Source organism: Mesorhizobium sp. C372A, from assembly GCF_030323245.1.
GTDB lineage: Bacteria > Pseudomonadota > Alphaproteobacteria > Rhizobiales > Rhizobiaceae > Mesorhizobium.
Map to the genome: position 1 here is coordinate 6,365,043 of NZ_CP100475.1, position 26,055 is coordinate 6,391,097.

General features: G+C 63.0%; 22 protein-coding genes and 1 pseudogene. 4 read left to right on the plus strand and 19 right to left on the minus strand.

What is annotated here, in order from left to right:
- Positions 1-17: 17 nt before the first annotated feature.
- The 7 genes from NLY42_RS30725 to NLY42_RS30755 all read right to left on the minus strand — a co-directional run bounded on the left by NLY42_RS30725 (position 18) and on the right by NLY42_RS30755 (position 7,673).
- Positions 18-761 carry an ATP-binding cassette domain-containing protein gene (locus NLY42_RS30725; protein ID WP_023686849.1) on the minus strand — a complete coding sequence of 248 codons (744 nt, stop codon included), beginning with the start codon at positions 759-761 and terminating at the stop codon, positions 18-20.
- Between the two features lie 9 nt (positions 762-770).
- Positions 771-1,970: an alanine racemase gene (locus NLY42_RS30730; protein ID WP_023753925.1), complete on the minus strand. Its 1,200-nt coding sequence runs from the start codon at positions 1,968-1,970 to the stop codon at positions 771-773.
- A gap of 12 nt (positions 1,971-1,982) precedes the next feature.
- Positions 1,983-2,951 (minus strand): ABC transporter permease, encoded by a 969-nt coding sequence (locus tag NLY42_RS30735; RefSeq protein ID WP_023686847.1) that lies wholly within the window; start codon positions 2,949-2,951, stop codon positions 1,983-1,985.
- Between the two features lie 35 nt (positions 2,952-2,986).
- Positions 2,987-4,048, minus strand: a complete 1,062-nt coding sequence (locus NLY42_RS30740) for a substrate-binding domain-containing protein (RefSeq protein WP_023735717.1) — start codon at positions 4,046-4,048, stop codon at positions 2,987-2,989.
- Between the two features lie 67 nt (positions 4,049-4,115).
- On the minus strand, positions 4,116-5,177 hold the full coding sequence (locus tag NLY42_RS30745) for a substrate-binding domain-containing protein (protein ID WP_023753924.1): 1,062 nt from the start codon (positions 5,175-5,177) through the stop codon (positions 4,116-4,118).
- Between the two features lie 31 nt (positions 5,178-5,208).
- Positions 5,209-6,462: a M20 family metallopeptidase gene (locus NLY42_RS30750; RefSeq protein ID WP_023753923.1), complete on the minus strand. Its 1,254-nt coding sequence runs from the start codon at positions 6,460-6,462 to the stop codon at positions 5,209-5,211.
- Complete coding sequence (locus NLY42_RS30755; protein WP_023753922.1) at positions 6,459-7,673, minus strand: ROK family transcriptional regulator; 1,215 nt, start codon at positions 7,671-7,673, stop codon at positions 6,459-6,461. Before NLY42_RS30755 ends, NLY42_RS30750 begins: the two co-directional genes overlap by 4 nt.
- A gap of 665 nt (positions 7,674-8,338) precedes the next feature.
- Here NLY42_RS30755 and NLY42_RS30760 point away from each other — a divergent pair.
- Together NLY42_RS30760 and NLY42_RS32050 are read left to right on the plus strand one after the other, a co-directional pair.
- Positions 8,339-9,685, plus strand: coding sequence for a family 1 glycosylhydrolase (locus NLY42_RS30760; protein ID WP_023667728.1), 1,347 nt, complete (start codon positions 8,339-8,341; stop codon positions 9,683-9,685).
- A gap of 270 nt (positions 9,686-9,955) precedes the next feature.
- Positions 9,956-10,264: a MucR family transcriptional regulator gene (locus tag NLY42_RS32050; RefSeq protein WP_155923233.1), complete on the plus strand. Its 309-nt coding sequence runs from the start codon at positions 9,956-9,958 to the stop codon at positions 10,262-10,264.
- Positions 10,265-10,436: 172 nt separating this feature from the next.
- Here the strand turns inward: NLY42_RS32050 and NLY42_RS30770 are convergent, their stop codons facing one another.
- From NLY42_RS30770 to NLY42_RS30800, 7 genes and pseudogenes are all read right to left on the minus strand, one after another.
- Positions 10,437-10,985 (minus strand): hypothetical protein, encoded by a 549-nt coding sequence (locus NLY42_RS30770; RefSeq protein ID WP_023753921.1) that lies wholly within the window; start codon positions 10,983-10,985, stop codon positions 10,437-10,439.
- A 234-nt stretch (positions 10,986-11,219) separates the two neighbouring features.
- Positions 11,220-11,450, minus strand: a pseudogene (locus tag NLY42_RS30775) (Arm DNA-binding domain-containing protein); the annotation flags it as partial.
- A 291-nt stretch (positions 11,451-11,741) separates the two neighbouring features.
- On the minus strand, positions 11,742-13,304 hold the full coding sequence (gene guaA, locus NLY42_RS30780; protein ID WP_023732330.1) for a glutamine-hydrolyzing GMP synthase: 1,563 nt from the start codon (positions 13,302-13,304) through the stop codon (positions 11,742-11,744).
- Between the two features lie 55 nt (positions 13,305-13,359).
- Positions 13,360-14,028, minus strand: coding sequence for a 5'-methylthioadenosine/S-adenosylhomocysteine nucleosidase (locus NLY42_RS30785; RefSeq protein WP_023753920.1), 669 nt, complete (start codon positions 14,026-14,028; stop codon positions 13,360-13,362).
- Between the two features lie 127 nt (positions 14,029-14,155).
- A complete protein-coding gene (locus NLY42_RS30790) occupies positions 14,156-14,614 on the minus strand; it encodes a PaaI family thioesterase (protein WP_023753919.1) in 459 nt (152 codons plus the stop codon).
- Positions 14,615-14,698: 84 nt separating this feature from the next.
- Positions 14,699-15,151, minus strand: coding sequence for a TspO/MBR family protein (locus tag NLY42_RS30795; RefSeq protein WP_023753918.1), 453 nt, complete (start codon positions 15,149-15,151; stop codon positions 14,699-14,701).
- A gap of 72 nt (positions 15,152-15,223) precedes the next feature.
- Positions 15,224-16,513, minus strand: a complete 1,290-nt coding sequence (locus NLY42_RS30800) for an RsmB/NOP family class I SAM-dependent RNA methyltransferase (protein WP_023753917.1) — start codon at positions 16,511-16,513, stop codon at positions 15,224-15,226.
- A 319-nt stretch (positions 16,514-16,832) separates the two neighbouring features.
- Here NLY42_RS30800 and NLY42_RS30805 point away from each other — a divergent pair, with 319 nt between their 5' ends.
- The gene (locus NLY42_RS30805) at positions 16,833-17,510 is read left to right on the plus strand and encodes an MIP family channel protein (protein ID WP_023681822.1); all 678 of its coding nucleotides are present in this window, start codon (positions 16,833-16,835) and stop codon (positions 17,508-17,510) included.
- A 64-nt stretch (positions 17,511-17,574) separates the two neighbouring features.
- Here NLY42_RS30805 and katG read toward each other — a convergent pair whose 3' ends face one another.
- Positions 17,575-19,770: a catalase/peroxidase HPI gene (gene katG / locus NLY42_RS30810; protein WP_023753916.1), complete on the minus strand. Its 2,196-nt coding sequence runs from the start codon at positions 19,768-19,770 to the stop codon at positions 17,575-17,577.
- Positions 19,771-19,910: 140 nt separating this feature from the next.
- Between katG and NLY42_RS30815 the strand changes: the two genes are divergently transcribed.
- On the plus strand, positions 19,911-20,819 hold the full coding sequence (locus NLY42_RS30815; RefSeq protein WP_023667719.1) for a hydrogen peroxide-inducible genes activator: 909 nt from the start codon (positions 19,911-19,913) through the stop codon (positions 20,817-20,819).
- 107 nt (positions 20,820-20,926) lie between these two features.
- Here the strand turns inward: NLY42_RS30815 and NLY42_RS30820 are convergent, their stop codons facing one another.
- The 4 genes from NLY42_RS30820 to NLY42_RS30835 all read right to left on the minus strand — a co-directional run bounded on the left by NLY42_RS30820 (position 20,927) and on the right by NLY42_RS30835 (position 25,938).
- The gene (locus NLY42_RS30820; RefSeq protein WP_023701299.1) at positions 20,927-22,030 is read right to left on the minus strand and encodes a calcium:cation antiporter; all 1,104 of its coding nucleotides are present in this window, start codon (positions 22,028-22,030) and stop codon (positions 20,927-20,929) included.
- Between the two features lie 96 nt (positions 22,031-22,126).
- Positions 22,127-23,887 carry an AMP-binding protein gene (locus tag NLY42_RS30825; RefSeq protein WP_023667717.1) on the minus strand — a complete coding sequence of 587 codons (1,761 nt, stop codon included), beginning with the start codon at positions 23,885-23,887 and terminating at the stop codon, positions 22,127-22,129.
- A 234-nt stretch (positions 23,888-24,121) separates the two neighbouring features.
- Complete coding sequence (gene hisG / locus NLY42_RS30830; protein ID WP_023667716.1) at positions 24,122-24,823, minus strand: ATP phosphoribosyltransferase; 702 nt, start codon at positions 24,821-24,823, stop codon at positions 24,122-24,124.
- Positions 24,820-25,938: an ATP phosphoribosyltransferase regulatory subunit gene (locus tag NLY42_RS30835; RefSeq protein WP_023667715.1), complete on the minus strand. Its 1,119-nt coding sequence runs from the start codon at positions 25,936-25,938 to the stop codon at positions 24,820-24,822. Before NLY42_RS30835 ends, hisG begins: the two co-directional genes overlap by 4 nt.
- Positions 25,939-26,055: the final 117 nt, after the last annotated feature.

A 26,055-nucleotide genomic window follows, 5' to 3' on the forward strand; every position in this document is an offset into this window, starting at 1 on the left:
TCTCAGAGAGGTTCCTGCTATTGCTGCTGCAGGCCGGTGATCATGGCAATGATCTCGTTCTTATCGGTCTTCGCGGTCTCGCGAATTCCAATCTGCTTGCCACGCCTGAGAACACAGATGCGGTCGGAGAGCTTGAAGACCTGGTCGAGGCTGTGGCTGATGATCAGGATGCCGACATTGCGCTGCTTCAGCGACTGGACGATAGCCTCCACCCGGGCGGTTTCGGCAACGCCCAGCGCCGCCGTCGGCTCATCCAGCAGGATCAGCTTGCTTGCCCAATGCGTGGCGCGCGCGATCGCAACGCCCTGGCGCTGGCCGCCGGAGAGATCGCGGATAGTGGCGTGGGCGGAGGGGATGCGCACGTCCAGTTCCTTCACCAGTTTCTCGGTCTCGTCGATCATGCGGCGGCGGTCGAGCAAACCGAGGCGGTTCAGCGGCTCGCGGCCGAGGAACATGTTCATGTAGACCGTCTGCTGGTCGGCCAGCGCCAGGTCCTGGTAGACGACCTCGATGCCGTGCGCGCGCCCCATGGTGGCATTCGACATCGTCACCGGTTTTCCTTCGATGACGATGGTGCCGGACGAGGGCGGGTGGACCCCCGAGACGATCTTGACCAGCGTCGACTTTCCGGCGCCGTTGTCGCCGACGAGTGCAACGATCTCGCCCGGGAAAACCTCGAGCGAAAAACTCTCGATCGCGGTGATGCCGCCGAAATTCTTGCGAATGTCGTGCAGCTGAAGGATGGGCGCGCTCACCGTCATGTGTTTCTCCTAGACTGGCCAGGCATAGGGTTCACCGAAGCCGTTCTCGATGGTTTCCACTTTCGGATTGTCCGTCGAAATGCCCGACACGCCGACAATATGGGCGCGGGTGACGAAGGCCTGGCCACGGAAGCCGAACACGGCGCTGTCGCCAGGCTTCGGCGCGTTCGCGCCGGCGGCATCGATCATGGCGTAATAGTCGATCGCCGAGGGCGGCGGCACCTCGACGCTGCGCAGTGCCGAGCCTGCCGTTGTCGGTTCAGCCGAGACGATCGCCTTGACGTCGTAGTCGGGGAAGATCGGATCGATGTAGAAGCCGCCGCCAAGGCAATAGGCCTTGCCGCCGGAGAGATGCGAGACCTCGGCGAGATAGAGCACCGCCGGCAGCTCCGGCAAATCTTCCATGACATGCAGCGCGGTGGTGCCATGTAGTCCATTGCCGGGCTCGCACTGCGTCGCGCCGGCCTCGGCGAGTGCCGCCAGCATAACGCTCGACGTGGTGCCCGGCGCGTTGATCTCAATGTCCTTGCGGCCTGCCTTAGCCAGCGCTTCCGCAGCTTTCGCGAGCGTCGCCAGATTGGGGGTCGGCAGCACTTTTCGCGAAGCATGGTCGAACAGCAGAGCAGGGAAAGTGGTGATGCCGGCGAAACGGCCGCCTTCGACGGCATCCAGCCGGTCGGCGACATCGATAATGTCGGCGGCATTGAAACCGCCTTCATGGCCGCGATAGAAGATATCGCCTTCGGCGGCGATGCGGGCCAGCAGATGCTGCACATAGCCGGCCGCCTTGGCGCCTGTTGCCGCTTCCCCAGCCTTGGTATCATTGAACACGGTCCAGTAGTCCGGCTTGAAGGTTTTCGCCGCAGCCGCCGCTTCGAATTTTGCGACCTGCTGGAGATGGCCGAGATGGCCAAGCTTCATGCCTGCCTTGTGGGTGGCGCGGGCGCAAGCCATGTCGACGGCGACCGCGCGGTCAATGCCGCCGCGCATCACAGCCCGGCAGAACGACGAGGAGCGGCCGACCTGCTTGGTCATGGCGAAGATCTTCAGGCCGTTGCGGTTGGCCTCGCTCTTGAGAACCCACGCATTGGCCTCAACCGTGTCGAGATCGAGCACATAAGCATTGGCCGGCAGCTTACCTTGCTGGTGCAACCGGATAGCTGATTCGATGAAGGCGGGGTTGCGGCGGCGCAAAATGTCGAGAAACATGGATGGCTTCCTTCAGCGGTTCTTTTCGCGCAGCGACACGGCGACTGCGGTCAGGATGATGAGGCCGCGCACGATCATCTGGTCGGAGACCGACAGGCCCATCAGGATCAGGCCGTTGTTGAGCATGCCCATCATCAACGAGCCGACCAGCGCGCCGACCACGGAGCCCTTGCCGCCATTGAGCAGCGTGCCGCCGACGATGACGGCGGCGATGACCGTCATCAGGTCGGTTTCGCCGAGAGTATATTTCGCCGCCTGCAGGCGACCGGCATAGAGCAAGCCGGCAAGACCGGCGAGCCCGCCGCTGATGGTCAGCACGGCGAGCCTGATCCTGGGCACGCTGATGCCCGATACGCTTGCGGCGCGGGCATTGTCGCCGGTCGCCAGCACATGCGCGCCGAAACGGGTTTCGCGGAACACCAGGTGGCCGATGGCCACGGCAATCACCGACCACCAGACGAGTGAGGGGACACCGAGCAGCGAGCCGGAACCGAAGAAGCCGGTGAACGCTTCGTTGGTCACCGAGATCGAGCGAAGGTCTGTCATCGAACGCGAAACGCCGGCGAACAGGCCGAGCGTCGCCAGCGTCACCAGGAAGGAGGGCAGCCTGACATACGCCACCAGCACGCCGTTGATGACGCCGATCAGCAGGCCGGCGCCGAGGCCGGCGACTATCCCTGCCGGCATGCCGTACGCGTTGATGGTGACGGCGGCTGCAAGGGCCGCCACCGCCACGATCGAGCCGATCGACAAATCTATTTCGCCGGCCGACATGACGAAGACCAGGCCGATGGCCATGATCGTCACCGGCGTCGTCTGCAACACGATGTTCGATAAGTTTCGGACGGTGAGGAAGCCGCTGTCCCTCAGCACAATGGCGAAGAACAGGAAGATCGCCAGGAAACCGAGGTAGACGACATATTGCTGCAGATTGAAGCGGCTGGCGAAGCTGCTACCGGCGCTGGTGTTGGCACTGGACATTTTATTCCTCCGGTGGTGAGCGCTTCGCCTCGAGCCTATTTCACCGCGTCCGCGATAGCCGCCGGTACGTCCCTGTTGAGGGACTTCTTCCAACCGTCCTTCACCGTGTCCTTGGTGACGGCGATGGAATCTACGGCATAGAATGGTTCGGCCTTCTTGCCGACCAGAGAACCTGCCGAGGCGCGCGCCAGCGTCACGCCAATGCTGTAGGCCTCGTCGGCGACGAGGGCCGCGATGTTGCCGCCCTTGACCATGTCGAGCGCGGCAGGCTCATTGAGGTCGAGCGTGACAATCTTGGTGTGCGTGTTGCCGGCACCGCGCAAGGCCGAAAGCACGCTCAGCGCCGGTTCGGCCCAGGTGACATAGATGCCGTCCAGGTCCGGATGCTGGGTGATCATCGCCTGGGCGATGTCTTCGCTGCGCGCCGGGTCGGCCATGCCGGCCTCGGCCTCGATCTTCATATCGGGATAGTCCTGCTCGATGGTCTTCTTGAAGGCCTGGTCGCGCTGGTTGGTGACGTAGAAGTCGGCATCGTGGAAGATGTAGCCGACCTTGCCTTTCTTGCCGAGCGCCTCGGCCATGGCGATGCCGGCCTTGTTGCCCATCTGAAAGAGATCGTCGGAGACGATGGTGACATAGTCCCTGCCCTGCTTGTAGCCGGCCGGGGAATTGTCGACGAAGCCGAGCTTGACGCCGGCCTGTCGTGCCGGATCGTAGACCGAAGCTGCAGTCGCCGGATCGACGGGAAGCGACAGGATGATCGACGGCTTTTTGGCCATCACCGTCTCGATATCGGCCTTCTGTCGCGCGGCGTCGAAACCGGCATCGGTCTGCGCCACCACCTCGATGCCGAGGCGCTTGAATTCGTCATGGGCGCCGGCATTGACGGCGTTGGTGTATTCGCTCATCTCGTGCCAGACGAGGGCGGCGGTGAACTTGCCGTCCTTGATCTGCTGCTCTTCGGCTGGCGTCAGCGTAAGACTGCTCGCCGGCACCGGCTTTTCACCATTCGGTCCTGTGGTGACGCCTTCGGCGGCGAAGGCGTGCATGGCTAGCAGGCTCGCCACCGTCGTTATGATTGCAGATGCTATGCGCATGTCCCGATTCCCCTTTTTGTTGTCGAAGAAAAGCTCCGGTGCGGCGGGCCGCGCCGGAGCGAGAGCCTTACTTGAACGCGTCGAGCACCGGCTGCGGCGCGTCGCGGTTGAGCGAGTCCTTCCAGCCCTGCGCGACATTCTCCTTGGTGACGGTCAGGGCCGGGGCGACGACGAAGGCTGGTGTCGGCTGGCCAAGCAGCGACTTCATGCCGGAAGCAGCCATGGCGCGGCCGAGTTCATAGGCCTTGTCGGCGACGAGGGCTGCGACATTGCCGCCCTTGACCATGTCGAGCGCGACCGGCTCGGCGAGGTCGAGCGTGACGATCTTGGTCCTGGCGTTGCCGGCGCCGCGTAGCGCCGACAGCACGCCGTCGGCCGGCTCGGCCCAGGTCACGTAGATGCCGTCGAGATCGGGATGCTGCAAAAGCATCGCGTTGGCCAGTTCCTCGGCGCGGGCCGGGTCGGATATGCCCTGTTCGGCGACGATCTTGATGTCGGGATACACCTTCTCGATGGTGGTCTTGAAGGCTTGGTCGCGCTGGTTGGTGACGTAGTAGGCAGCGTCGTGGAAAATGTAGCCGACCTTGCCCTTGCCGCCGATCGCCTTGGCCATCGCGTCCGCAGCCTGCTTGCCCATCTGGAATAGATCGTCAGTCACGATCGAAGCGTAATCGGTGCCCTGCTTGTAGCCCTTGGGCAAGTTGGACAGGAACACCAGCTTGGTGCCGTCCTTGACCGCCTGGCGGAAGGCTTCTGCCGAGGTGACCGGGTCGAGCGGCAGCGCCAAGATGACGTTGGGCTTGGCGGCCAACGCCGTCTCGATGTCGCTGCGCTGGCGGGCGGAGTCGAACTGGGCATCCGTTTTGACCGCAATGGTGACGCCGGCGCGGGCGAATTCGTCGGTGGCGCCGGCGGTTACCGCATTGGTGAAATCGGACGAGGTGTGCCAGAGCAAGGCAGCCTTGTAGCCCTTGTCCTTGAGCGCGGCGATGTCGGCATCGCTTAGGATCACGTCTGCACTTGGCGTGGCGCTCTCGCCCTGCGGGCCGACCGTCTGTGCGAAAGCTGGGTCGGCGGCAAGCATCAATCCGCCGGCAAAGGCGGCGGCGATCAGTGTCTTCATCGACATGTCAGTTCTCCCATTTTGCTTCGTTGGTGGTTCAGTCGGCCACGCCACAGTAGCGGGCCATGAAGGCGGCGAAGCCGACTATGCCGGCGAAATATTCCTCGACATCCACGTGCTCCTCGAATGTGTGGCAATTCCTGATGTCGCCGGGCGCGCAATAGACGGCAGGAATACCGAGCTGATTGATGATGAAGGGGGACTCCGACCAGAACGGTGCGCCCTCGATGACGCCGCGTCCGCTCATTGCGCCAGCCATCGCGTCGGACAGCATGGCGACTTCCGCCCGCGTTTCGCCGATCTCGGCAGCGGTGCCGCCCAGCCTGTGGTCGCGGCCGGCGGGGTAGGCGAACTCTACCGAAATATCCGGATCGGCGATCGCGCCGCGCACGGCAGCCTCGATCTCGGCAGCGGCGGTGTCGAGGTCTTCGCCAGGCAACAGCTTGCGGATCAGCGAGAGCGTGCAGCGCTCGGGAACGGCAATGTAGCCGCCGCCGGCAAGCCCGGTGATAAGCAGGAAGCCGCGCCCGACCAGTTTGTGCTCGGCGCGCGCGGCGACCTCATCCGAATGCTTCCAAAGCGCCGTCATCGCGGCATGGCTTGCACGGAGCGCATCCTTGCCGAGTTCTGGCACACCGAAATAGGCAGATTTGCCGGTAATCGAGATATCGGTGATGAAGAAGCCGATCTGCGCCGCATAGACGGCCAGGCGGGTCGGCTCGACATAGACGCTGAAATCGGGTGCTGTGACCTCGCCGGTCTCGATGCGTCCGACGAAGTGCTTGATCCCGGCTGAAATGCCGGTGCCGGGCTGGCCGCTCTCCTCGTCGCCGACGAAGGCAAAGGCGACGTCGCCCTTGAGGCGAACGCCGGCCTTGTCGAGCAGCGCGAGTGCCGCAAGCGAAGCAATGATGCCGGCCTTGAGGTCGCCGGAGCCTCGGCCCCAGACAGCACCATCAATGATCGGGGCGGCGAACGGATCCTCACGCTCGGTGCCTGCCCAATGCTCGCGCCAGCCGTCGACATGGACGGTGTCGGTATGGCCGATGAACAGCAGGCGCTTTCCCTGGTCGGCCCCCTTGCGCTCGCCCCAGATGTTGGGCCGCCCGGGAAGGAATTCCGTCCTGGTCAGGCCGCTGAGGTCAAGGTCGCGCATCCTGGCTTCTAGGAAGTCGACGAAGTTGGCTTCGTTGCCGGTGATGCTCTCTCGGCCGATGGCGCGGCGAAACAGCGTTAGTGCGTCGTCGCGGTCGAGCGCTGCCTGCAGGCGGGCGGCAATATCGTGAGTCATATCGCGGCCTCCTTCAGGGCGGCGGCCTGGGCAGGCGGCAGCGAAATCCGGCCATCAGGCGCGTCGACGCCGAACAGCGTGTTGTGCAACTGGCCAAGGCCGATTGCCGCCGCGCCGATGAGGGCTGCGCGTGCGCCGAGTTCGCTCGCCTCGACCCTGACCGGATAGGGGAAGCATAGCGGCAGAAGCGCCTGCACCCTGGACAGGATTTCGGGCCGCAACCCAATCGAGCCGCCGAGGATAAACTTTTCTGGATTGGCGATCGCCGCGATTGCCGCAACGCCTTGCGCCAGATGGCGGGCAGTTTCGTCGAGCACGGTGAGCGCGTCCTTGTCGCCACGCGCGGCATTCTCGAATATTGCCGGCACGGAGACCTGCCTGCCGGCGAGGGCGTGGTAGCGATCGGTCATGGCGTGGGTGGCCACCGCGCGTTCGAATGCGCCGGTGCGCAGTGATTCCTCGGCGAAGGGATCGGCCCCGATCGGCATGAAACCGATCTCGCCGGCGGCGTGCCCAGCACCCCGCACCAGATGACCGCCCAGCATCAGCCCGCTGCCGATGCCGGTGCCGAGCGCGATGTAGGCGAGATTGTCGATGCCCTGGCCTTGGCCGAGCCAGTTCTCGCCAAGCACCGCGAGATTGACGTCGTTCTCGATCATCACCGCGACGCCGAGCGCTTCTTCAAAGGCATCCAGCACATTCATTGTGTCGAAGCCGGCAATGTTCGGCGCCATTAGAATGCGGCCGGTGGCCGGGTCAGGAGCGCCAGGCGCGCCGATGACGGCCAGGCGTATCTTCTTGCGCGCGACGTGCTGTCTGGCCGCGGCATCGAAGGCCAGCGCTGCAATCTGATCGACGACGAACTGGCCGCCACGCGGATCGGTCGGTGTGGCGGCTTCGGCAAAGATCTGACAGGCAAGGTCGGTCAGCGCGACCCGCACCTTGGTGCCGCCAAGGTCGACGGCGATTATATAGGCTGCGTCGTGGACCAGTTCGTAGGTGACGGCGGTGCGCCCGACATGGCCGCTGGTGCGGCCGGTTTCCTGGACCCAGCCCTCCTGCTCGAGCCCGCGCATGATTTCGGAGATGGTCTGCTTCGACAGGCCCGTCAGCTTGGCGATCGAGGCGCGGGAGATCGGCCCGCCCTGGACGATCGCTTCCATCACGGAGCGCTGTGAGAACTGACGGGATATGCGCGGCAGGTCAGTCACATTGAACTCCGGTTAATTCGTTCTATGACCGAACTTATTATCCGGAACTGGACCTGTCAATGTATGTTCGCGAGCGGCCGTTTTTGCGTACGCGAACATTGATCTGGAGGCAGGATTCAGGCGCGTTGCTGCCGTTCGGCAGAAGATAAATGCGGTCAGCGAGTGGCTGGATCAGCTTCTTGAATCAATTGGGCGAACAGCTTCGTAACGCATTGACAAATGCTAGTCTTGAGGGTCACTGTTTTCTACAGGAGATCAATACAGCGGATGGTCGCCGGTCCATATCTCTCTGTCGAACCAAAGGACTTGGCTTCGAGAATATCGGTGATGTACCGCGGGTCTGCCTCCCAGTGAATGGCTCAAATGGGGCCGGCAGCGGAACGTCCGTTTGCAGTTTGCAAACGTGGATAACTACCATACCGCCTTAACTCGCAAAGACCCGTTTGACGCCAACTGGGCTGGCCCGAAGCCGACATCTCCGTCCAGCATAGTCCGACCATGTTCGGCGCAAGCTGCTCGCTTGAACCGTGGGATAGAATTCCGCCAATTTCAGGCACGTGGTTGTCAGGCGCCCACCGAACTTGACAAGCAGTCTTGCAGGAACTGCGTCGAGCACTGAACGTTTGACCAAGCGCGGGCATCTCCGCCTTGGCTAAGGACCATCAATGTTCACGTTCATGTTTGCCACCGGCATCGAGAACAGCACCCCCACCATTCGACAAGGCCGGGAGCGCGTCGACGAAATGGAAAAATGCCGCTTCTACGAACGATGGCGTACCGACTTCGAACTGGTCCAGGATCTCGGGGTGCATTTCCTCCGCTACGGACCGCCCATCCACAAAACGTGGCTGGGTGACGGACGGTACGATTGGGCATTCGCCGATGAGACCTTCGCGGACCTGAAGGCGAAAGACATTCTTCCGATCGTCGACCTTTGCCACTTTGGCGTGCCGGACTGGATTGGCAACTTCCAGAACCCGGACTTTCCGACACTATTCGAGCACTACGCCAGGGATTTCGCGATGCGCTATCCGTGGATCCAGCTCTTCACCCCAATAAATGAGATGTTCATCTGCGCCACCTTTTCGGCCCGCTGGGGATGGTGGAACGAACAACTGAGCAGCGACACTGCCTTCGTCACCGCCCTCAAGCACATCGTGAAGGCGAACGTGCTTGCCATGCGGGCGATTCTCGAGGTGCGGCCGGACGCCATCTTCATTCAGAGCGAATCCTCGGAATACTTCCACGCCGATTCTCCCGAGGCGGTCGGCAGAGCGGAACGGTTCAACAGCGAGCGTTTCCTGTCGCTTGACCTCAACTACGGTCATGACGTCGACGCGCACACCTATCGCTATCTTCTCGAAAACGGGATGACGGCCGAAGAATACAGTTTCTTCCTGGAAAGCCATCTGCGCAGGCATTGCGTGATGGGCACCGACTATTACCAGACCAACGAACATCGGGTTTGGGCAGACGGAACGACGTCCGGGTCCGGCGAGGTGTTTGGCTATGACGAGATCACGCGGCAGTACTTCAACCGCTACCGGCTTCCCGTAATGCATACGGAGACCAACATCAGCGAAGGCCCCAATGGAGACGAGGCCGTCTATTGGCTGTGGAAAGAGTGGGCCAACGTGCTGCGGATCCGCAACGATGGCATCCCCATCGTAGGCTTCACCTGGTACTCGCTGACGGATCAGGTGGACTGGGACAGTGCGCTTCGGGAGAACAACGGACGGATCAATCCGCTCGGCCTCTATGACCTCGACCGAAATCCGAGGGCGGTGGGGCGCGCTTTCAAGGCGCTGATCGCGAACTGGAACAAGCTGTTGGCCACACAAAGTGTCTGCCTTGCTTTGCCGGTCTTTCTTCCCTCACAGCAAGACGATGCCATTGTTCGCGCGCAACAGGATTATGCGCGCAGCCTGCTGAGCGTGGATCGGGTCGCTGAAGGCTGGACTGAACCACTTGCTGCTCCCCAGAAAGAGGTCGAACCCGATGCGCCTGGATAACAAGACTGCATTGTAACCGGTGCTGCAAGCGGCATTGGACTGGCCATCGCCATGCGGTTGGGCACCGAAGGTGCACGGGTGAGCCGACGTGGGTGGAGGCAAGGTCGAGAAGGCGCGCATCGGTTCGACAAGGGGCGCGCCGGGGAGGCCGCTATCACGGTGCTGTCGACTTGCGCTCACGCGTTCGGCAGGTTGGTAATAATCGTCAACAACGCGCCGGCCTGATAATCTTTAACCATTGAGGCATTCACTAGAGCGGGCTGGCTGAAGGTGCTGAGCGTCGACCTGCTGGGAGCAATTTATTTCGCCGGAAAGGCATTCGCTCATATGACATCTGGGGGCGTCATCGTAAAACATATTGAGTGTGCGCGGTCGAGACGAGCTCCGCATGTCGAGCTATACGCCGCGGCAAAGGCCACCCTCCTGTCTCTAACCGAGACCCGACGCAGTTCGCACCTTGGCCGACTGGGCATGAATCCGGACGATTACCGAACCAAATGGAACCTGCCTCGCAATTACCCGATGGTGGCACCCAACTATTCGGGAAGCGTTCCGCATATCGCCTCTAACACCCAGTAGCGGACAGCTCTCGCCTGAGGCGTCAGTCGTCGTTGAAGCGCTCCGGCATCGCATTCGAGGCCAAGGCTGGTGCACAAGGATCATGACATCGAATTCCACTCTTTACAGGAACAAGTGCCTTTCCTCGGGATTAGGATTCGACGCCGCAACGGCGTCGAACCCCAAAGGAGACTCACATGAAACGTAAGATTTTGACAGCTACAGCGATCTCTCTCTGTCTCGCCACCGCGGCCTTGGCGCAGTCGTCGGGAACATCCAGCGGCACGAACGGAACGTCCGGCTCATCGGCCGGGTCCAGTATGAGCTCTACGTCCGGCTCCGGCCAAAGCGGTATCCCGAGCGGCTGGGACAGCAAGCTCTCCGGCTCATTCTTCAGCGACGCCAATTCGGGAAGACTTCTGTCGCAGGATGAGATCCGCAAGAACTGGTCGTCCCTGAGCTCTGAACAGCAGGCACAGGTTCGCTCCGACTGCTCGAGGATGACGGCCAGTAACGGCACTGGCTCTGGCACAATGACCGGCACGTCAGGTAGCTCGGCTTCGACCGGCAGTGATACAACGGCGAGTATCGGCACCGGCTCTGGCACAGCCACCGGCACTTCAGGCAGCTCTGGTTCGACCGGCAGTAACACCACGGCCAGCAACAGCACTGGTTCGGGTACAACCCCCGGCACGTCGGGATCCTCGAATACAGCTGGCGATACGACCGCCAGCACCAGCACGGGTTCGGGCGCGAACTCGGCTGCTCAAATGGCTTCGATGCGGCAACTCTGCACTCAGGTTCAAGGGATGTGAGTGAATGCGGCGCTCCGGGCCGGCTTGGCCGGAATAAGAAGAGGCCTTGAAGGCCCGGGCATCGCTTTGGTTTGGTAGCCATTTCGGCGCTGAAGTCGGCCGGAGACCGGGGTGACAACTCGGCGCTTGTCGCGCTGCTTTTCTATCGCCGGCGACCGTCACTCGCCAATAGCGCGCTTCGCGTCGAGACACTTCTCCCGGCTGAGGCAAGCGAGATTCCGTCCCGTCCATACCTGCCAAGATAGACCGTCTCGCGGCCTCCGTTGAGCCTGTAATCCAGCCGAAAGGAGATCGCGCCACTAGGCATGACGCGAACATACATGCCGTCACGGTCCGCAATCTTGTAGATTTCTCTTTTGGTTCAGGGCTTTAAGGGCGACGTCCGTCAGCATTCCCCGGTACCTCCTGAAAAGTACCGTCAGTACAATTTCGAGGCTCTTCGGCAGAACATTCGTTTTATCTCCAGTGCCTTAAGGCATCAAAAAACACCGTCAGAGCCTCATTGGATCTGACGGTACTTCGAAAAATCTGAGCTAGCAATTTGCGGAAGGTCCGTCAGCCGGTCCGTCAAATCCAATCTCCGCACCGATTGTCGCTGATTGTCTCCGAATGGATTTATACGTGTTATCAAATGGTTGTGGCGTACAATGGCGTGTTTTCGGCGGCGTTTGAGTGGGCCTGAATCATTCCCACTCGATGGTGCCTGGCGGCTTTGACGTCACGTCGTAGACGACGCGGTTGATGCCGCGGACTTCGTTGATGATGCGGGTGGCCGCCGCGCCGAGGAAAGCCATGTCGTAGTGGTAGAAGTCGGCGGTCATGCCGTCGACGGACGTCACGGCGCGCAGGGCGCAGACGAATTCGTAGGTGCGGCCGTCGCCCATCACACCGACGGTCTGCACCGGAAGCAGCACGGCGAAAGCCTGCCAGATGGCGTCGTAGAGGCCGGCCTTGCGGATCTCGTCGAGATAGATGGCGTCGGCCTCGCGCAGGATTTCGAGCTTTTCGCGGGTGATACCGCCGGGGCAGCGGATGGCAAGGCCTGGTCCGGGGAACGGATGGCGGCCAATAAAACTTTCGGGCAGGCCGAGTTCCTTGCCCAGTGCCCTCACCTCGTCCTTGAACAGTTCGCGCAGCGGCTCGACCAGCTGCATGTTCATGCGCGCCGGCAGGCCGCCGACATTGTGGTGCGACTTGATGGTCACCGACGGGCCGCCGGTGAAGGAGACGCTCTCGATGACGTCGGGATAGAGCGTGCCTTGCGCCAGGAAATCGGCGCCGCCGAGTTTCTTGGCCTCTTCCTCGAACACTTCGATGAACAGCCGGCCGATGGTCTTGCGCTTCTTCTCGGGGTCGGACTCGCCTTCCAGCGCCGAGATGAATTTTTCCGACGCGTCGACCAGGATCAGCGGCAGATTGTAGTGCTGGCGGAACATCGCCACCACGCCGGCGGCCTCGTCCTTGCGCATCAGGCCATGGTCGACGAGGATGCAGGTCAGCTGGTCGCCGACCGCTTCGTGGATCAAAAGTGCGGCGACCGAGGAATCCACGCCACCCGACAACGCGCAGATGACCTTGCCCTTGCCGACCTGCTTGCGAATGGTTTCGACCGCATGCTCGCGATAGGCTCGCATCGTCCAGTCGCCTTCGATGCCGGCGATGTTGTGGACGAAGTTCCGGAGCAGCCTGGCGCCATCCGGCGTATGCACCACCTCCGGATGGAACATGATGCCGTACATCTTGCGCGCGACATTGCCGAAGATGGCGAAGGGCGAGCCTTCCGACTTGCCGAAGACTTCGAACCCCTTGGGCAGCGAGATGACGCGGTCGCCATGGCTCATCCACACCTGGTGACGCTGGCCGGGCGCCCACAGGCCTTCGAACAGCGGGCTGTCCTTTTCGATCTCGACGAAGGCGCGGCCGAATTCGCGATGGTTAGAGCTTTCGGCGACGCCGCCCATCTGCACGCACATGGCCATCTGGCCGTAGCAGATACCGAGCACCGGCACGCCGGCATCGAAGACGATCTGCGGCGCGCGCGGGCTGCCGATGTCCGATGTCGAGGCGGGACCGCCCGACAGGATCACGGCTTTCGGATTGATGCGCTTGAAGGCAGCTTCGGCCGATTGGAACGGCACGATCTCGGAAAACACGCCAGCCTCGCGGATGCGGCGGGCGATGAGCTGCGTAAACTGGCTGCCGAAATCGACAATCAGGACTGTATCGGGATGATTGGCTGTCGTCATGGCGAGCCTTTAGAGAAAGAAACGAGTCGGCGCAATGGGGTGCGCAACCCGACTTTCAGAGCGGCGCCGACTCTTGCCCAGGCTGCTCCTTGTGTAGCGTGCCGGAGCCGATGGCCTGTTCGAGGCGCATGACCGCATCGGCCAGCTTCTCGTCGATGACATGGAGGTATTCGGTCCAGTCGCCGACATGCCTGAGGTCGGCAGCGCCGTCGGATATGCCGCGCAGGCCGATCAGAGGGACGGCGAACAGTTGGCAGGCGCGCAGGCAGGCGAAGGTTTCCATGTCGACCATATCGGCGGCGATGGCGTCGTAGGCGGCGCCCGTGATGATGGCGCCGCCGGTCGACAGGCTGGCTTCTTTAATGCCCGGTATCCTGAACGGCAGCGGCACTGTCACCGGCAGGTCGAGAAACGGCGTAACCCCTTTCTCGAAGCCCAGCGGCGAAGCGTCGATGTCGCGATAGCTGACCGAGACCGCCTGGTAGATTTCCGTCTGCTCCAGTGTGCGGCTGCCGGCGGAGCCGAGCGAGACGACGAGATCGGGCAACGCCTGCTCGGATTTCAGCCATGACAGTTCGGCGCCGAGCCGCACACCTGCCTCTACCGGGCCGACGCCCGTCATCAGGGGCGTGAACAGTTTTTGCAGATGCGGACCGTACTCGGCCTGCGCCGCCATGACGAAAAGAACGTCCTTGCCGCCAATTCGCGACACTTTGCCGGTCATGAATTCGACTCCCTCGGCTGCGGAACAGAAAGGGCGGTGCTCTCGTCGCCTGCCGGCCCGTCGCTATGGCTCCGGGTCGCTCGAAAAGCCAATTTGGGGGCTTTTCGTCCGTTACACGGACCACTCCTCATCCCGCTATCCCGTCACGGCCAACCACCGTCATCATTGTGCCGGTCATGGTCGCGATCAGCTTGGCCTCGCCATCGGCGGCAAAGGCGTACGCCTGGCCATCGGCGACAATGATGGTGCGGCCGGGTTTGGTCACCGAGCCGCGGAACAGGAAGCGTTCGCCCCGGCCGGGCGCCAGGAGGTTGACCTTGAATTCGATGGTCAGCACGCCGGAATTTTCCGGCATCAGCGAGAACGCGGCATAGCCGCAGGCCGAGTCCAGCGCCGTCGAAATCACCCCGGCATGGAGGAAACCGTGCTGCTGGGTCAGTGCCTGGGAATAGGGCATTTCGATCTCGATGAGGCCCGGCGTCACAAGGGTCAGCTCGGCGCCAATGGTCGCCATCGCCTGCTGGCGGGCGAACGACGCCCTGACGCGGTCCTCATAATCGGGTGCGGGTACGATCTTTGCTGCCATGGCCATCGCCCTGATTTATCTGCAAAGCTTATCGCAGACGCCTGAACGCCACGCAAATGCTTTTGCTGCACTGCAGCAAAGCACTCAGTTCAACAGGAGCAGCGACGCGTTGAGCAAGGTGGCGAAGGCCACCCATAGGGCATAGGGCGCAAACAGCCAGCCGGAAACCCGGTCGCGGTTCCACACCGTGGCGATGAACAGCGCAATGCTGGCGAGAAGAGCCAGGATCACGACCAATGCCGGCCCCATCAGTTTTGCGCCGAAGAAAGTCGGCGACCACGCGAAGTTCAGAACAAGCTGGAGGGCCCAGATCTTCATCGCGGCGCCTGCTCGTTCCCGCTCCCATGTCCGCCAGCCGGCTACGGCGATCAGGACATAAAGGAGCGTCCAGGCGGGCGCGAAGACCCAGTTGGGCGGATTGAAGGGCGGCTTGGCGAGCGAGGCATACCATTCACCCGGCAGCGTCGCATAGCCGATCAACAGGCCGCCGCCGAACACCAGAATGAGGAAAAGCAGAAGCGACACATATCTTTGCAAGAATTCTACCCCGTCTGGCGGCCGACCCCGCGCATCTGCAACTGGCGCTATGTCAGCCTGTCAATCGCAGCGTCAATTCGCCCGACGCAGCGCACAGAAATAGAACCCGTCGGTGCCGCTGAGCGCCGGCGACAGCGAGATATCGCTTGTCTTGTCGATCCGGGCGGCCGCTGCGTGACCGGGGAAGCTGACATCCCAGAGCGCGCGATGATCGACCGGAACGAAGCCCTTGTGCCGTTCGCGAAAGGCGGCGACCTGCTCGCCATTCTCCTCGTCGAACACCGAACAGGTGATGTAGACCAGCAGGCCGCCCGGTTTGACATAGGCATTCGCCGCATCGAGGATCGCCGACTGCTCGCCCTTGCGGGCATCGAGCTGTCTTTGCGTCAGCCGCCATTTGGCGTCTGGACGGCGCCGCCAGGTGCCGCTGCCGGTGCAGGGCGCATCGACCAGCACAATGTCCATGTGGCCTGCGAGGGGGCTGAGCTCAGCCGGCTTGGTGACAACCTGGACGTTGCGGTTTTCCGAACGGCGGATGCGGTCGAAGATCGGCGCCAGCCGCGCCTTTTCGGCATCATGGGCGAAGACCTGACCTTTGTTGGCCATCGCCGCAGATAGCGCCAGCGTCTTGCCGCCGGCGCCGGCGCAGAAATCGAGCACCTGCATCCCGGCTTGCGCGCCGGCAAGGGTTGCAACGATCTGCGAACCCTCGTCCTGAACCTCGAACCAGCCCTTTTGGAAAGCCGGCTCGGCCTGTACGTTGGGGTGCCGGCCGTCGCCGTCGATGGGCGGGATGCGAATGCCTTGCGGCGCAATAGCAGCTGCCTTGGCGCCGGTGTCGGCGAGTTCCGCCAGCACTTTGGCGCGGTCGGACTGCAGCGTGTTGACCCTGATGTCGAGCGGCGGGCGGGTCGCCAAAGCCGCCCCTTCCGCAACCCAGTCTGCGCCAAAGGCTCGTTCGAACAACGGCGCGCACCAGTCGGGTACGTCCGCCCGCACTGCCTCCGGCGCGTCTTCAGGCCGGCGCTCGGCCAGCGCCTGCAACTCGGCGGCGCTGAGCAACGGTGGCGCGAACTTGTCGCCCTCGAGCGCATCGTTGAGCGACTGCGGCGTCTGGCCCCATTCGATGAGCAGCGCGCCGAAGCCGATGGCGCGGGGCGTGTCTTCACCCAAAAGCCAGCCGGCGGAACGTTTGTGGCGCAGCGCGTCGTAGACGATGTTGCCGATCGCCGCGCGGTCGCCGCCGCCCGCAAAGCGATGCGACAGGCCCCAATCTTTCAGCGCATCGGCCACCGGCCGGTGGCGCCGGCCAATGTCGTCCAGCACTTCAATGGCTGCCGCCAGCCGTCCGCCCAGTCGCATTCGTCATTCCATCTATCGAGCACAGTATCTTTCGGCCTGCTCTTAGAGCGTTTCGCGTCGAGATTGAACCCCGCTTGAATTTCGCGGCGACGAGGCCTTCCGCTCGCGGCCGACGATTTTCCCCGCCGGCAAATGTCTGCACGCCGGCGATAACAAATCTCAAATATATGCAAGGTCTCTAATGTTGGTAACTGGCCGCCGTAAGCACGATCTGTGGCGCAATTGCTCTGCTTTCCAAGCTTTTGCGTTGGGAATACTCTTTGCGCCATGATTCGCGGCGCGGAAAAGCGGACCGACGGATCGATACGAGGAGAGGGCAATGAAAACGTATCTTGCGGAAGTTCTAGGGACATTTCTATTGGTGTTTATCGGCACGGCGTCGGTGGCGACGGGTGGCTTTCTCGCCGACTTGCCGCTGGGCCAGGAAGCCATCGGCCTGGCGTTCGGCATCGGCCTGATTGCGGCGGCTTACGCGGTGGGTCCCATCTCAGGCGCACATCTCAACCCGGCCGTCACGCTCGGCGTCTTCCTTGCCGGCCGGCTGCCGGCCAAGGATGTCATTCCTTACTGGATCGCGCAGATCATCGGCGCCATTCTGGCCTCGCTGGCGCTGTGGATCATCGTCTCCGGCCAGACCGGCGGGCACACCACCGGTTTCGGCGCCAATGGCTGGGACGTGGCGAAATGGGGGACGAGTTCGGCCTTCCTATGGGAGCTGATCGGCACCTTCACCTTCGTCACCGTCATCCTTGGCGTCACCGCCGAGAAGCACTCGACGGCGTTCGCCGGCCTGGTCATCGGCCTGACGCTGGCCGGACTGCACTTCGCAATGATCCCGGTGACCGGCACCTCGCTCAATCCGGCGCGTTCGATCGGCCCGGCGCTGTTTACCGGCGGCGCAGCCCTCAGCCAGCTCTGGCTGTTCATCGTTGCGCCGCTGATCGGCGGCGCAATCGCTGGCGTCGTCGCCAAGGCACGCATCTTCGAAAAGGACTGATTTCGAAGCCTGCGAAAACGAAGGGCGCGGGCCTCGGCCCGCGCCCTTCGTTTGGGAGGTTGTATCAGGCAGCGATGTCGAAACGGTCGGCGTTCATCACCTTGGTCCACGCCTTGACGAAATCGCCAACGAAATTCTGCCCGGCATCCGCCGACCCGTAGACCTCGGCCAGCGCGCGCAGCTGCGCATGCGAGCCGAAGATCAGGTCGGCGCGTGTGGCGGTCCACCTGACTGCCCTGGTCTTGCGGTCGCGTGCTTCATAGACCTCATGCGAGCCCGGCTCGGAGGCCGGATCCCAGATGGTGCTCATCGAGAGCAGGTTGACGAAGAAGTCGTTCGTCAGCGTGCCCGGCCTGTCGGTCAACACACCATGCTTCGAGCCGCCGGTGTTGGCGCCGAGCACGCGCAGGCCACCAACCAGCACCGTCATCTCCGGCGCCGCCAGGTTGAGCAGTTGCGCCCGGTCGACCAGCATGGCTTCGACCGACATCGGCGGTTTGCCCCTGACATAGTTGCGGAAGCCGTCAATTTTCGGCTCGAGCGCCGCAAAGGAATGGACGTCGGTCTGCGCCTGCGAGGCGTCGGTGCGGCCGGGCGTGAAGGGAACCTTCACCGGATTGCCGCCATCCGTTGCGGCTTTCTCGACCGCGGCGACGCCGCCGAGCACGATGAGGTCGGCCAGCGAGACCTTCTTGCCGCCTGCGTTGAACTCGTTCTGGATGGCTTCGAGCTTCGCCAGCACGGTAGCCAGTTCGACAGGCTGGTTGACCTCCCAGTCCTTCTGCGGCGCCAGGCGAATGCGCGCGCCATTGGCGCCGCCGCGCTTGTCGGAGTTGCGGAAGGTCGAGGCCGATGCCCAGGCGGTCGAGACCAATTGCGAAACGCTGAGGCCCGAAGCCAGGATCTTGGCCTTCAGCAATGCGATGTCCTGGTCGCTGACCAGCTCATGGTCGACGGCCGGAACCGGATCCTGCCAGATCAGCTCTTCCTTCGGTACCAACGGGCCGAGATACCGCACGACCGGCCCCATGTCGCGATGGGTGAGCTTGTACCAGGCACGGGCGAAGGCATCGGCGAACTGCTCCGGATGCTCATGGAAGCGGCGCGAGATCTTCTCATAGGCCGGGTCGGCCCGCAGCGCGAGGTCGGTGGTCAGCATTGCCGGCGCATGACGCTTCGAGGGATTGTGCGCGTCCGGCACCGTAACCGCGCCAGAGCCGCCCTTCGGCGTCCACTGATGGGCCCCGGCCGGGCTCTTGGTCAGCTCCCATTCGAAGTTGAAGAGATTGTCGAAGAAGTTGTTGCTCCACTTGGTCGGCGTCGTCGTCCAGGTAACTTCGAGGCCGGACGTGATCGCATCGCCGGCAATGCCGGTGGCATGCTTGCTCGACCAGCCGAGGCCCTGCGCCTCGATGCCCGCGCCTTCCGGCTCGGCGCCGACCAGTGTTGCATCACCGGCGCCATGGGTCTTGCCGAAGGTGTGGCCGCCGGCGATCAGCGCCACGGTTTCCTCATCGTTCATTGCCATGCGTCCGAAGGTCTCGCGGATGTCGCGGGCCGAGGCCAGCGGATCCGGCTTGCCGTTCGGCCCTTCCGGGTTGACGTAGATCAGGCCCATCTGCACCGCGCCGAGATGGCCGTGCAACTCACGGTCGCCGGAATAGCGCTTGTCGTCGAGCCACTTGGTTTCCGAACCCCAGTCGACATCCTGCTCGGGCTCCCAGACATCGGCGCGGCCACCGGCGAAGCCAAAGGTCTTGAAGCCCATCGATTCCAGCGCGACGTTGCCGGTGAGAATCAACAGGTCGGCCCAGGAGATCTTGCGGCCGTATTTCTGCTTGACCGGCCACAAAAGCCGGCGCGCCTTGTCGAGATTGGCGTTGTCCGGCCAGCTGTTCAGCGGCGCGAAACGCTGCTGGCCCGCACCGGCGCCACCCCGGCCGTCGCCGATGCGATAGGTGCCGGCGCTGTGCCAGGCCATGCGGATGAACAGCGGCCCGTAATGGCCGAAATCGGCCGGCCACCAATCCTGCGAATCCGTCATCACCTTGTGCAAATCCTCGATCACCGCGTCGAGGTCGAGCGTCTTGAACTCCGCGGCGTAGTCGAAAGCTTCGCCCATCGGGTCCGAAAGGCTCGACTGCTGGTGGAGAACGCCGATGTCGAGCTGGTTCGGCCACCAGTCGCGGTTGGTCCTGGCGGAGGTTCCATGCGCGACCGGGCATTTGCCGGCGCTGTTGTCGTCGGTCATCGCGTCCATCTTGGCCTCCGAATTGCTGATTTATGTGTTGTTTTTTCCGGGCCGGCCGGGAGCCGCGCCACTCTGGAATGGTTCCAGACTAAGCCGTCTCTTCGATAAAAACAAATTGCCTTTCCTGTTTGTTGCGATAGGCTTTCCTTATGATTGGCTTGACCGTGCGGCAGATGCAATATTTCGAGGCTTTGGCGCAAACGCTGCATTTCGGCCGCGCCGCAAAACTCGCCGGCGTCAGCCAGCCGGCGCTGTCCGCGCAAATCGCCGAGATGGAGCAAAGGCTGAACTGCCGGCTGTTCGAGCGCGGCGGCAAGACGGTGCGGATGACGGAAGAGGCGCAAGCGCTGCTGCCACGCATCGAGCGCATCCTGCGCGACATCAGTGATGTCGAGACGACGGCCCGGCGCGGCCGCCCGGCCATGGAAGGCCGCTTCCGGCTGGGCATCATCCCGACCGTGGCGCCGTATCTTTTGCCGCATGTGCTCCCGGAGCTGAAGCGGCATTTTCCGTCCCTGCAGCTCGAACTGCGCGAAGCAGTGACGGCATCACTGGTCGAGGACACGGCAACCGGACGGCTCGACGCCTTCATCGCCGCGCTGCCGCTCGAGCAGCCGGGCCTGGTCACCGAGGAACTGTTCGCCGACCGCTTCTTCCTCGCCGTGCCAGCCGGAGATCCAGCCTTCGCCTCGCCACCGGTGCCGCCGGAAAGCCCGGCGCTGGAGCGGTTGATGCTTTTGGAGGAAGGCCACTGCCTGCGCGAACAGGCGCTGGCCCTGTGCGGCAGCGTGCGTCCCGTAGCGATGGCAAGCTACGGCGCCACCAGCCTGACGACGCTGCTGCAGATGGTGGCGCATGGTCTCGGCGTCACGCTCATCCCCGAAATGGCGGCAAGGCCGGCCAGCGCCATGCCGGACCTCAAGATCGTGCCGTTCCAGGAGCCAATGCCGCAACGCACGATCTGCCTCGCCTGGCGCCGCAACAAGGTGCGGCATGATGAATGCGTCGAGTTGGCGAAGATCATTCGGGGGTTGGATGCGGCGGTGCTGGGGGTGTGAGTCGTTTGGGTCTTGGATGTCGCCTTGGGAACCCCGAAAAGAAACTCAAATCAGGCGCGTTCGCGAATACCCGCATTGATGGCTGGTCGCCAGACCGCACCAAAGCCTCAAGGGATAAATACCAGAAAAACATACGTAAAAAATACAACGGCATGCACGATTCCGGTCAGGAAGGTCGTCCTTTCGTTGCTAAAGCTTACGCCGCATATGAAAAGCGCTAAAACCAAAAGTACTGCGTCAGCTTCCGGGAGCCCCAGGGTCAACCCTCGTCCCGTAAGCAGGCTGGCTGCTGCGACCGCAGGTATCGTCAAACCAATCGTGGCGCAAGCCGAACCCATTGCGACATTCAGGCCGCGCTGCAGCTCATTGTTGAGTGAAGCGCGAACCGCCGAAATGGCTTCCGGCATCAAAACCAGACCCGCGATCATTGCCCCCACAATGCTGTCAGCCTGGGTCACCTGGTAAGCAACGAGCGCATTTTCAACACTTGCGGCAACCTGCTCGGCGAGCATGACAATTCCGATCAGTCCGATTGCCAGGAGCAGAGCGCTGGAATAGATGCTTTTGTGAGGGGCGGTTCGCGCCGAAAGGTCGTGTGCCAGTCCTTCGATGAAGTCGTCCCGGTGCCGGACGGTTTGCGCGAACACAAAACTTGCATAGAGCAGCACGGAAAGTACGCTCACAAGGCCAAGCTGAGCTGCCGAAAATGTGCCGGGATCGGTGGTCCGCGTGTAGGTCGGCAGGATAAGCGTCATGACGGTCAGTGCGGCCAGAACCGCCAGATATGCGCTTGTCCCTTGCCGGACAATTGCCTGCTTGCGATGACGCCAGCCGCCAAACGTGAGACACGTCCCCACAACGCCGGTGGAGGCAATCATCACCGTCGAGAAGACGGACTCACGTGCAAGCGTGGGGTTGTTCTCTCCATGCAGCATCATGGAAACGATGATCGACACCTCGATTGCCGTTACGGCAAAAGTCAGCACCAATGTGCCGTAGGGTTCCCCCACACGGTGGGCCACCGCCTCGGCGTGATCGAGCACCACGAAAATAGTGATGAACATGATCGCACTCGAGAGCGCTCCGACGAGAATCCTGACGCTCGGCGAACCTTCGTCCACCGGTAGCCCGCTGGCTCTGACCGCAACGGCCAGTGCCAGCGCGGCCAAAGGCATCGCATAGGAAGTCGCTGATCGTGCGAAACCAGTCATTCAAGCCCCAATGCGTTCGGCGAACCTTGCGGAAGCCTGTCGAGCACCCCAGTGTCGTTTCGAAGCCGGGCAGTCCCGTCCCCCGGCGTTCAACCCTCAAGCCGTCTTCTGCACCACCAGCCCCAGTTCCTCCACCATCGCCTCGCGCATCAGAAACTTCTGCGGTTTTCCCGTCACCGTCATCGGCAGTTCGGTGCGGAAGCGGATGTAGCGGGGGATTTTGTAGTGGGCGATCTGGCCGGCGCAGAAATTCTTGATCTCCTGCTCGGTGGCGATCTGGTTGGGCTTCAGCACGATCCAGGCGCACAGCTCCTCGCCATATTTGGCGTCGGGAATACCGAACACCTGCACCTCCTTGACCTTGGGATGGCGGTAGAGGAATTCCTCGACCTCTCTGGGATAGACGTTTTCGCCGCCGCGGATAACCATGTCCTTGACCCGGCCGACAATGTTGCAATAGCCCTCGGCATCTATGGTGGCGAGGTCGCCGGTGTGCATCCAGCCATCGGCGTCGATCGCCTCGCGGGTTTTTTCCGCGTCGTCCCAATAACCCTTCATCACGGAATAGCCGCGTGTGCAAAGCTCCCCGGGCGTGCCGATTGCGACGGTGGCGCCATCGGCGTCGATGGCCTTGACCTCGACATGCGGGTGGATGCGGCCGACCGTGGAGACGCGCTTTTCCAGCGGGTCGTCAACGCTGCTCTGGAACGACACCGGGCTGGTCTCGGTCATGCCATAGGCGATGGTCACCTCTTCCATATGCATCAGCGACACCACCTTCTTCATCACCTCGATCGGGCATGGCGAGCCCGCCATGATGCCGGTGCGCAGGCTGGAGAGATCGAAGCCGGCGAAGTCGGTGTGGTCGAGCATGGCGACGAACATTGTGGGAACACCGTAGAGGCCGGTGCAGCGTTCCTGCGCCACCGCTTTCAGTGTGGCGCCCGCGTCAAAACCCTCGCCCGGAAAGACCATCGTCGCGCCCTTGGTGACGCAGCCCATCGTGCCCATCGACATGCCGAAGCAGTGGTAGAGCGGCACCGGGATGCAGAGCCGGTCGTCGACGGTGAGCTTGGTTGCCGCGGTGACGAAATTGCCGTTGTTGACGATGTTGGTGTGGGTCAGCGTCGCGCCCTTGGGCGCGCCCGTCGTGCCCGAAGTGAACTGGATGTTGATGGGTTCGCCCGGCTTCAGCCCTTCGGAGATGCGGTCGAGGCTGTCATGCTCGTCGCGGCCGGCCATCGACAGCACATCGGCGAAATTGAACATGCCGGGCGAGTTGTCATCGCCCATGCGGATGACAATCTTCAGCGTCGGCAATTTCTGCGCCTTGAGCTTGCCGGGGGTGGCCTTGGCGAGCTCCGGCGCCAGCGTCTCGATCATGCCGAGATAGTCGGAGGTCTTGAAACTGGCGGCGGTGACCAGCGCCTTGCAGCCGACCTTGTTGAGGGCATACTCGAGCTCCGTCAGCCGGTAGGCCGGGTTGATGTTGACCAGGATCAGGCCGATGCGAGCGGTGGCGAATTGGGTGACCAGCCATTCCCAGCGGTTGGGCGACCAGATGCCGACACGGTCGCCTTTTTCGAGGCCGAGCGCCAGGAAGCCGGCGGCGAGCGTATCGACCGTGTCCGACAGTTCGCTCCAGGTGAAGCGCTTGTCCTGGCCGACGAAGACGGCAGCATCCTGCGTGGCGTATTTGCTGACCGTGCCGGAGAAAAGCTGAGGGATCGTCTTGTCGAGCAGCGGCACCGAACGGTCGCCCGACACATGTGCCCGGCCGTCGAGCGGAGCGATGAAAGCCCTGCCGCGCCCGCGCAGATTGGTGGCGTTCTTAAGCTCGTCGAGATTGATCGCCATCGCCGTTTCCTCCCGGGATATGGCGAGCCTATCAGCCTGATTGGATGGTGGAAAGTAGAGGCGGTTCCCCTCCCCCTCGCGGGGAGGGTGCCTCGCGAAGCGAGGCGGGTGGGACCCTCGGCGAAGTGCTCGACTTCCTTGCTCACGGTCGACCCGGCTTGGGTCGTCTCGCGTCGAGCACTGCCGGAGCGACCCCACCCGTCCATCCGCCTTTGGCGGCTGTCCTCCCTCCCCTCAAGGGGGAGGGAGCGCGCTCATCTTCGCGGCTATTTCCCGCACTAGCGCCTCATCCGCAGCAGCACGATCTTTCCGGGCAGCCACGAGGCAGGCCTGCGACTTCAGCACAACCCCATCGGCCAGCACCTTGAGATGGTTGGCGCGCAGGGTCGAGCCGGTGGTGGTGATGTCGACGATGACATCGGCAAGGCCTGCCGCCGGCGCGCCTTCGGTGGCGCCGAGGCTTTCGACGATGCGGTAGACCTGGATGCCGTGCTTTTGCGAGAAGAACTGCTGCGTGAGCCGCCAGTATTTGGTTGCGATCCTCAGCCGCCTGCCGTGGCGCTGGCGGAAATCGGCGGCGACATCGTCGAGATCGGCCATAGTATCGACGTCGAGCCAAATGCCGGGCACCGCGACCACGACATCGGCGTGGCCGAAGCCGAGGCGAGCGACGATTTCGGCGCGCGCCTCCCAGTCGGCGAGGTTTTCGCGCAGCAGATCCTCGCCGGTAATGCCGAGGTCGACCGAACCTTGGCCGATCTCGCCGGCAATTTCGGACGCCGACAGAAACGCCACCTCGATACCTTCGGCATTGTCGATGCGGGCGCGGTACTGGCGCTCGTCACCGGGCAGGCTGACGGCAAGCCCGGCTCTGGCCAGAACCTCCAGCGCCTGCTCCTTGAGCCGGCCTTTCGACGGGATCGCCAGCGTGATCATTTGGGCTCCCCCCGCAGCGCTTCGATGCGGTCGAGCCAGACGGAAAAGCCGACGCCGGGGATCGGCGTCTTGGCGCCGAGCAGCGTGAGCAGCCGGTCGTAACGGCCGCCGCCGGCCAACGGCCGCTCGCCGTTCTCAGCCGCGATCTCGAAGACGATGCCGGTGTAATAATCCAGCGGACGGCCAAAGGCGGCGTCGTAGCGGATTGTCCTGGTCGGCAGGCCATGCGCCTCGATGGCCTTGGCGCGGGCGGCGAATTTTTCCAGCGCCGCGCCCAGCGAAAGCCCGGCAGAGGCCGCAAAGCTTTCGAGCGCAGCGCTGGCGCCGTCGAGCGGCACGTCGATGGCGAGAAAATCCCTGAGTGCTGCAAAGGCCTCGTTCGACAGCCGCACGCTGCGCAGTTCGCCCTTTTCGATCAGCCGTCGGGCAATGTCGACCGGCGCGCGTCCGCCGGATGCCAGCAGGCCGGCCTCTTCCATGCCGCCGGCAATGTGGGCGGAAAGCGCTTCGAGATCGCCATCTAGGACAAGGGCCGCGACTTCGCCGTCAAGCTGACCGTTGCGTGGCGGGTTGGCGAGATCGGACAACGCTGCCTGCAGCATCGGCGCCGAACCGAAGGCGCGCGCAAGTCGCATGCGCCAGCCGCGCGGCAGGCCGAGGGCCGCCAGCACCGCCTCGAAGATGGTCTGGTCGCCGAGCGTGATCGCCAGAGGTTGCGCCGGCAGAACCAGCTCAAGCAGCGCATGCGCATCAGCCAGCGAACGGGCATCGGCCTCAGCCATGTCGCGGTCGCCGAGATCCTCGATGCCGGCCTGAAAGAACTCGTTGCCGCCCTCGCGGCGCTGGCGGAACACTTCGCCGAGATAGGAATAGCGGCGCGGCGTGCCGGCCTGCGAGGCGATGTGGTCGAGGCAGACGGGGATGGTGAATTCGGGCCGCAGACACAGCGTCTTGCCGGTCTCGCTTTCCGTGAGAAAGATGCGGCGGCGCAGATCCTCGCCGGCCATATCGAGGAATGGGTCGGCCGGCTGCAGCACCGCGACCTCGACCGCATGGGTGTTGCGGGTGGCGAAGAGCTTGGTGATTTCCGTCGCGATTGCGGGGCGGGAGGTCATGGGCGGCGCGAGGCACCCCCCTCTGGCCTGCCGGCCATCTCCCCCTCAAGGGGGGAGATTGGCAGCTTGCGGCGCAGCGCCTCTTCTTCACCGGCGGAGATTGGCGAAAGCCTACGC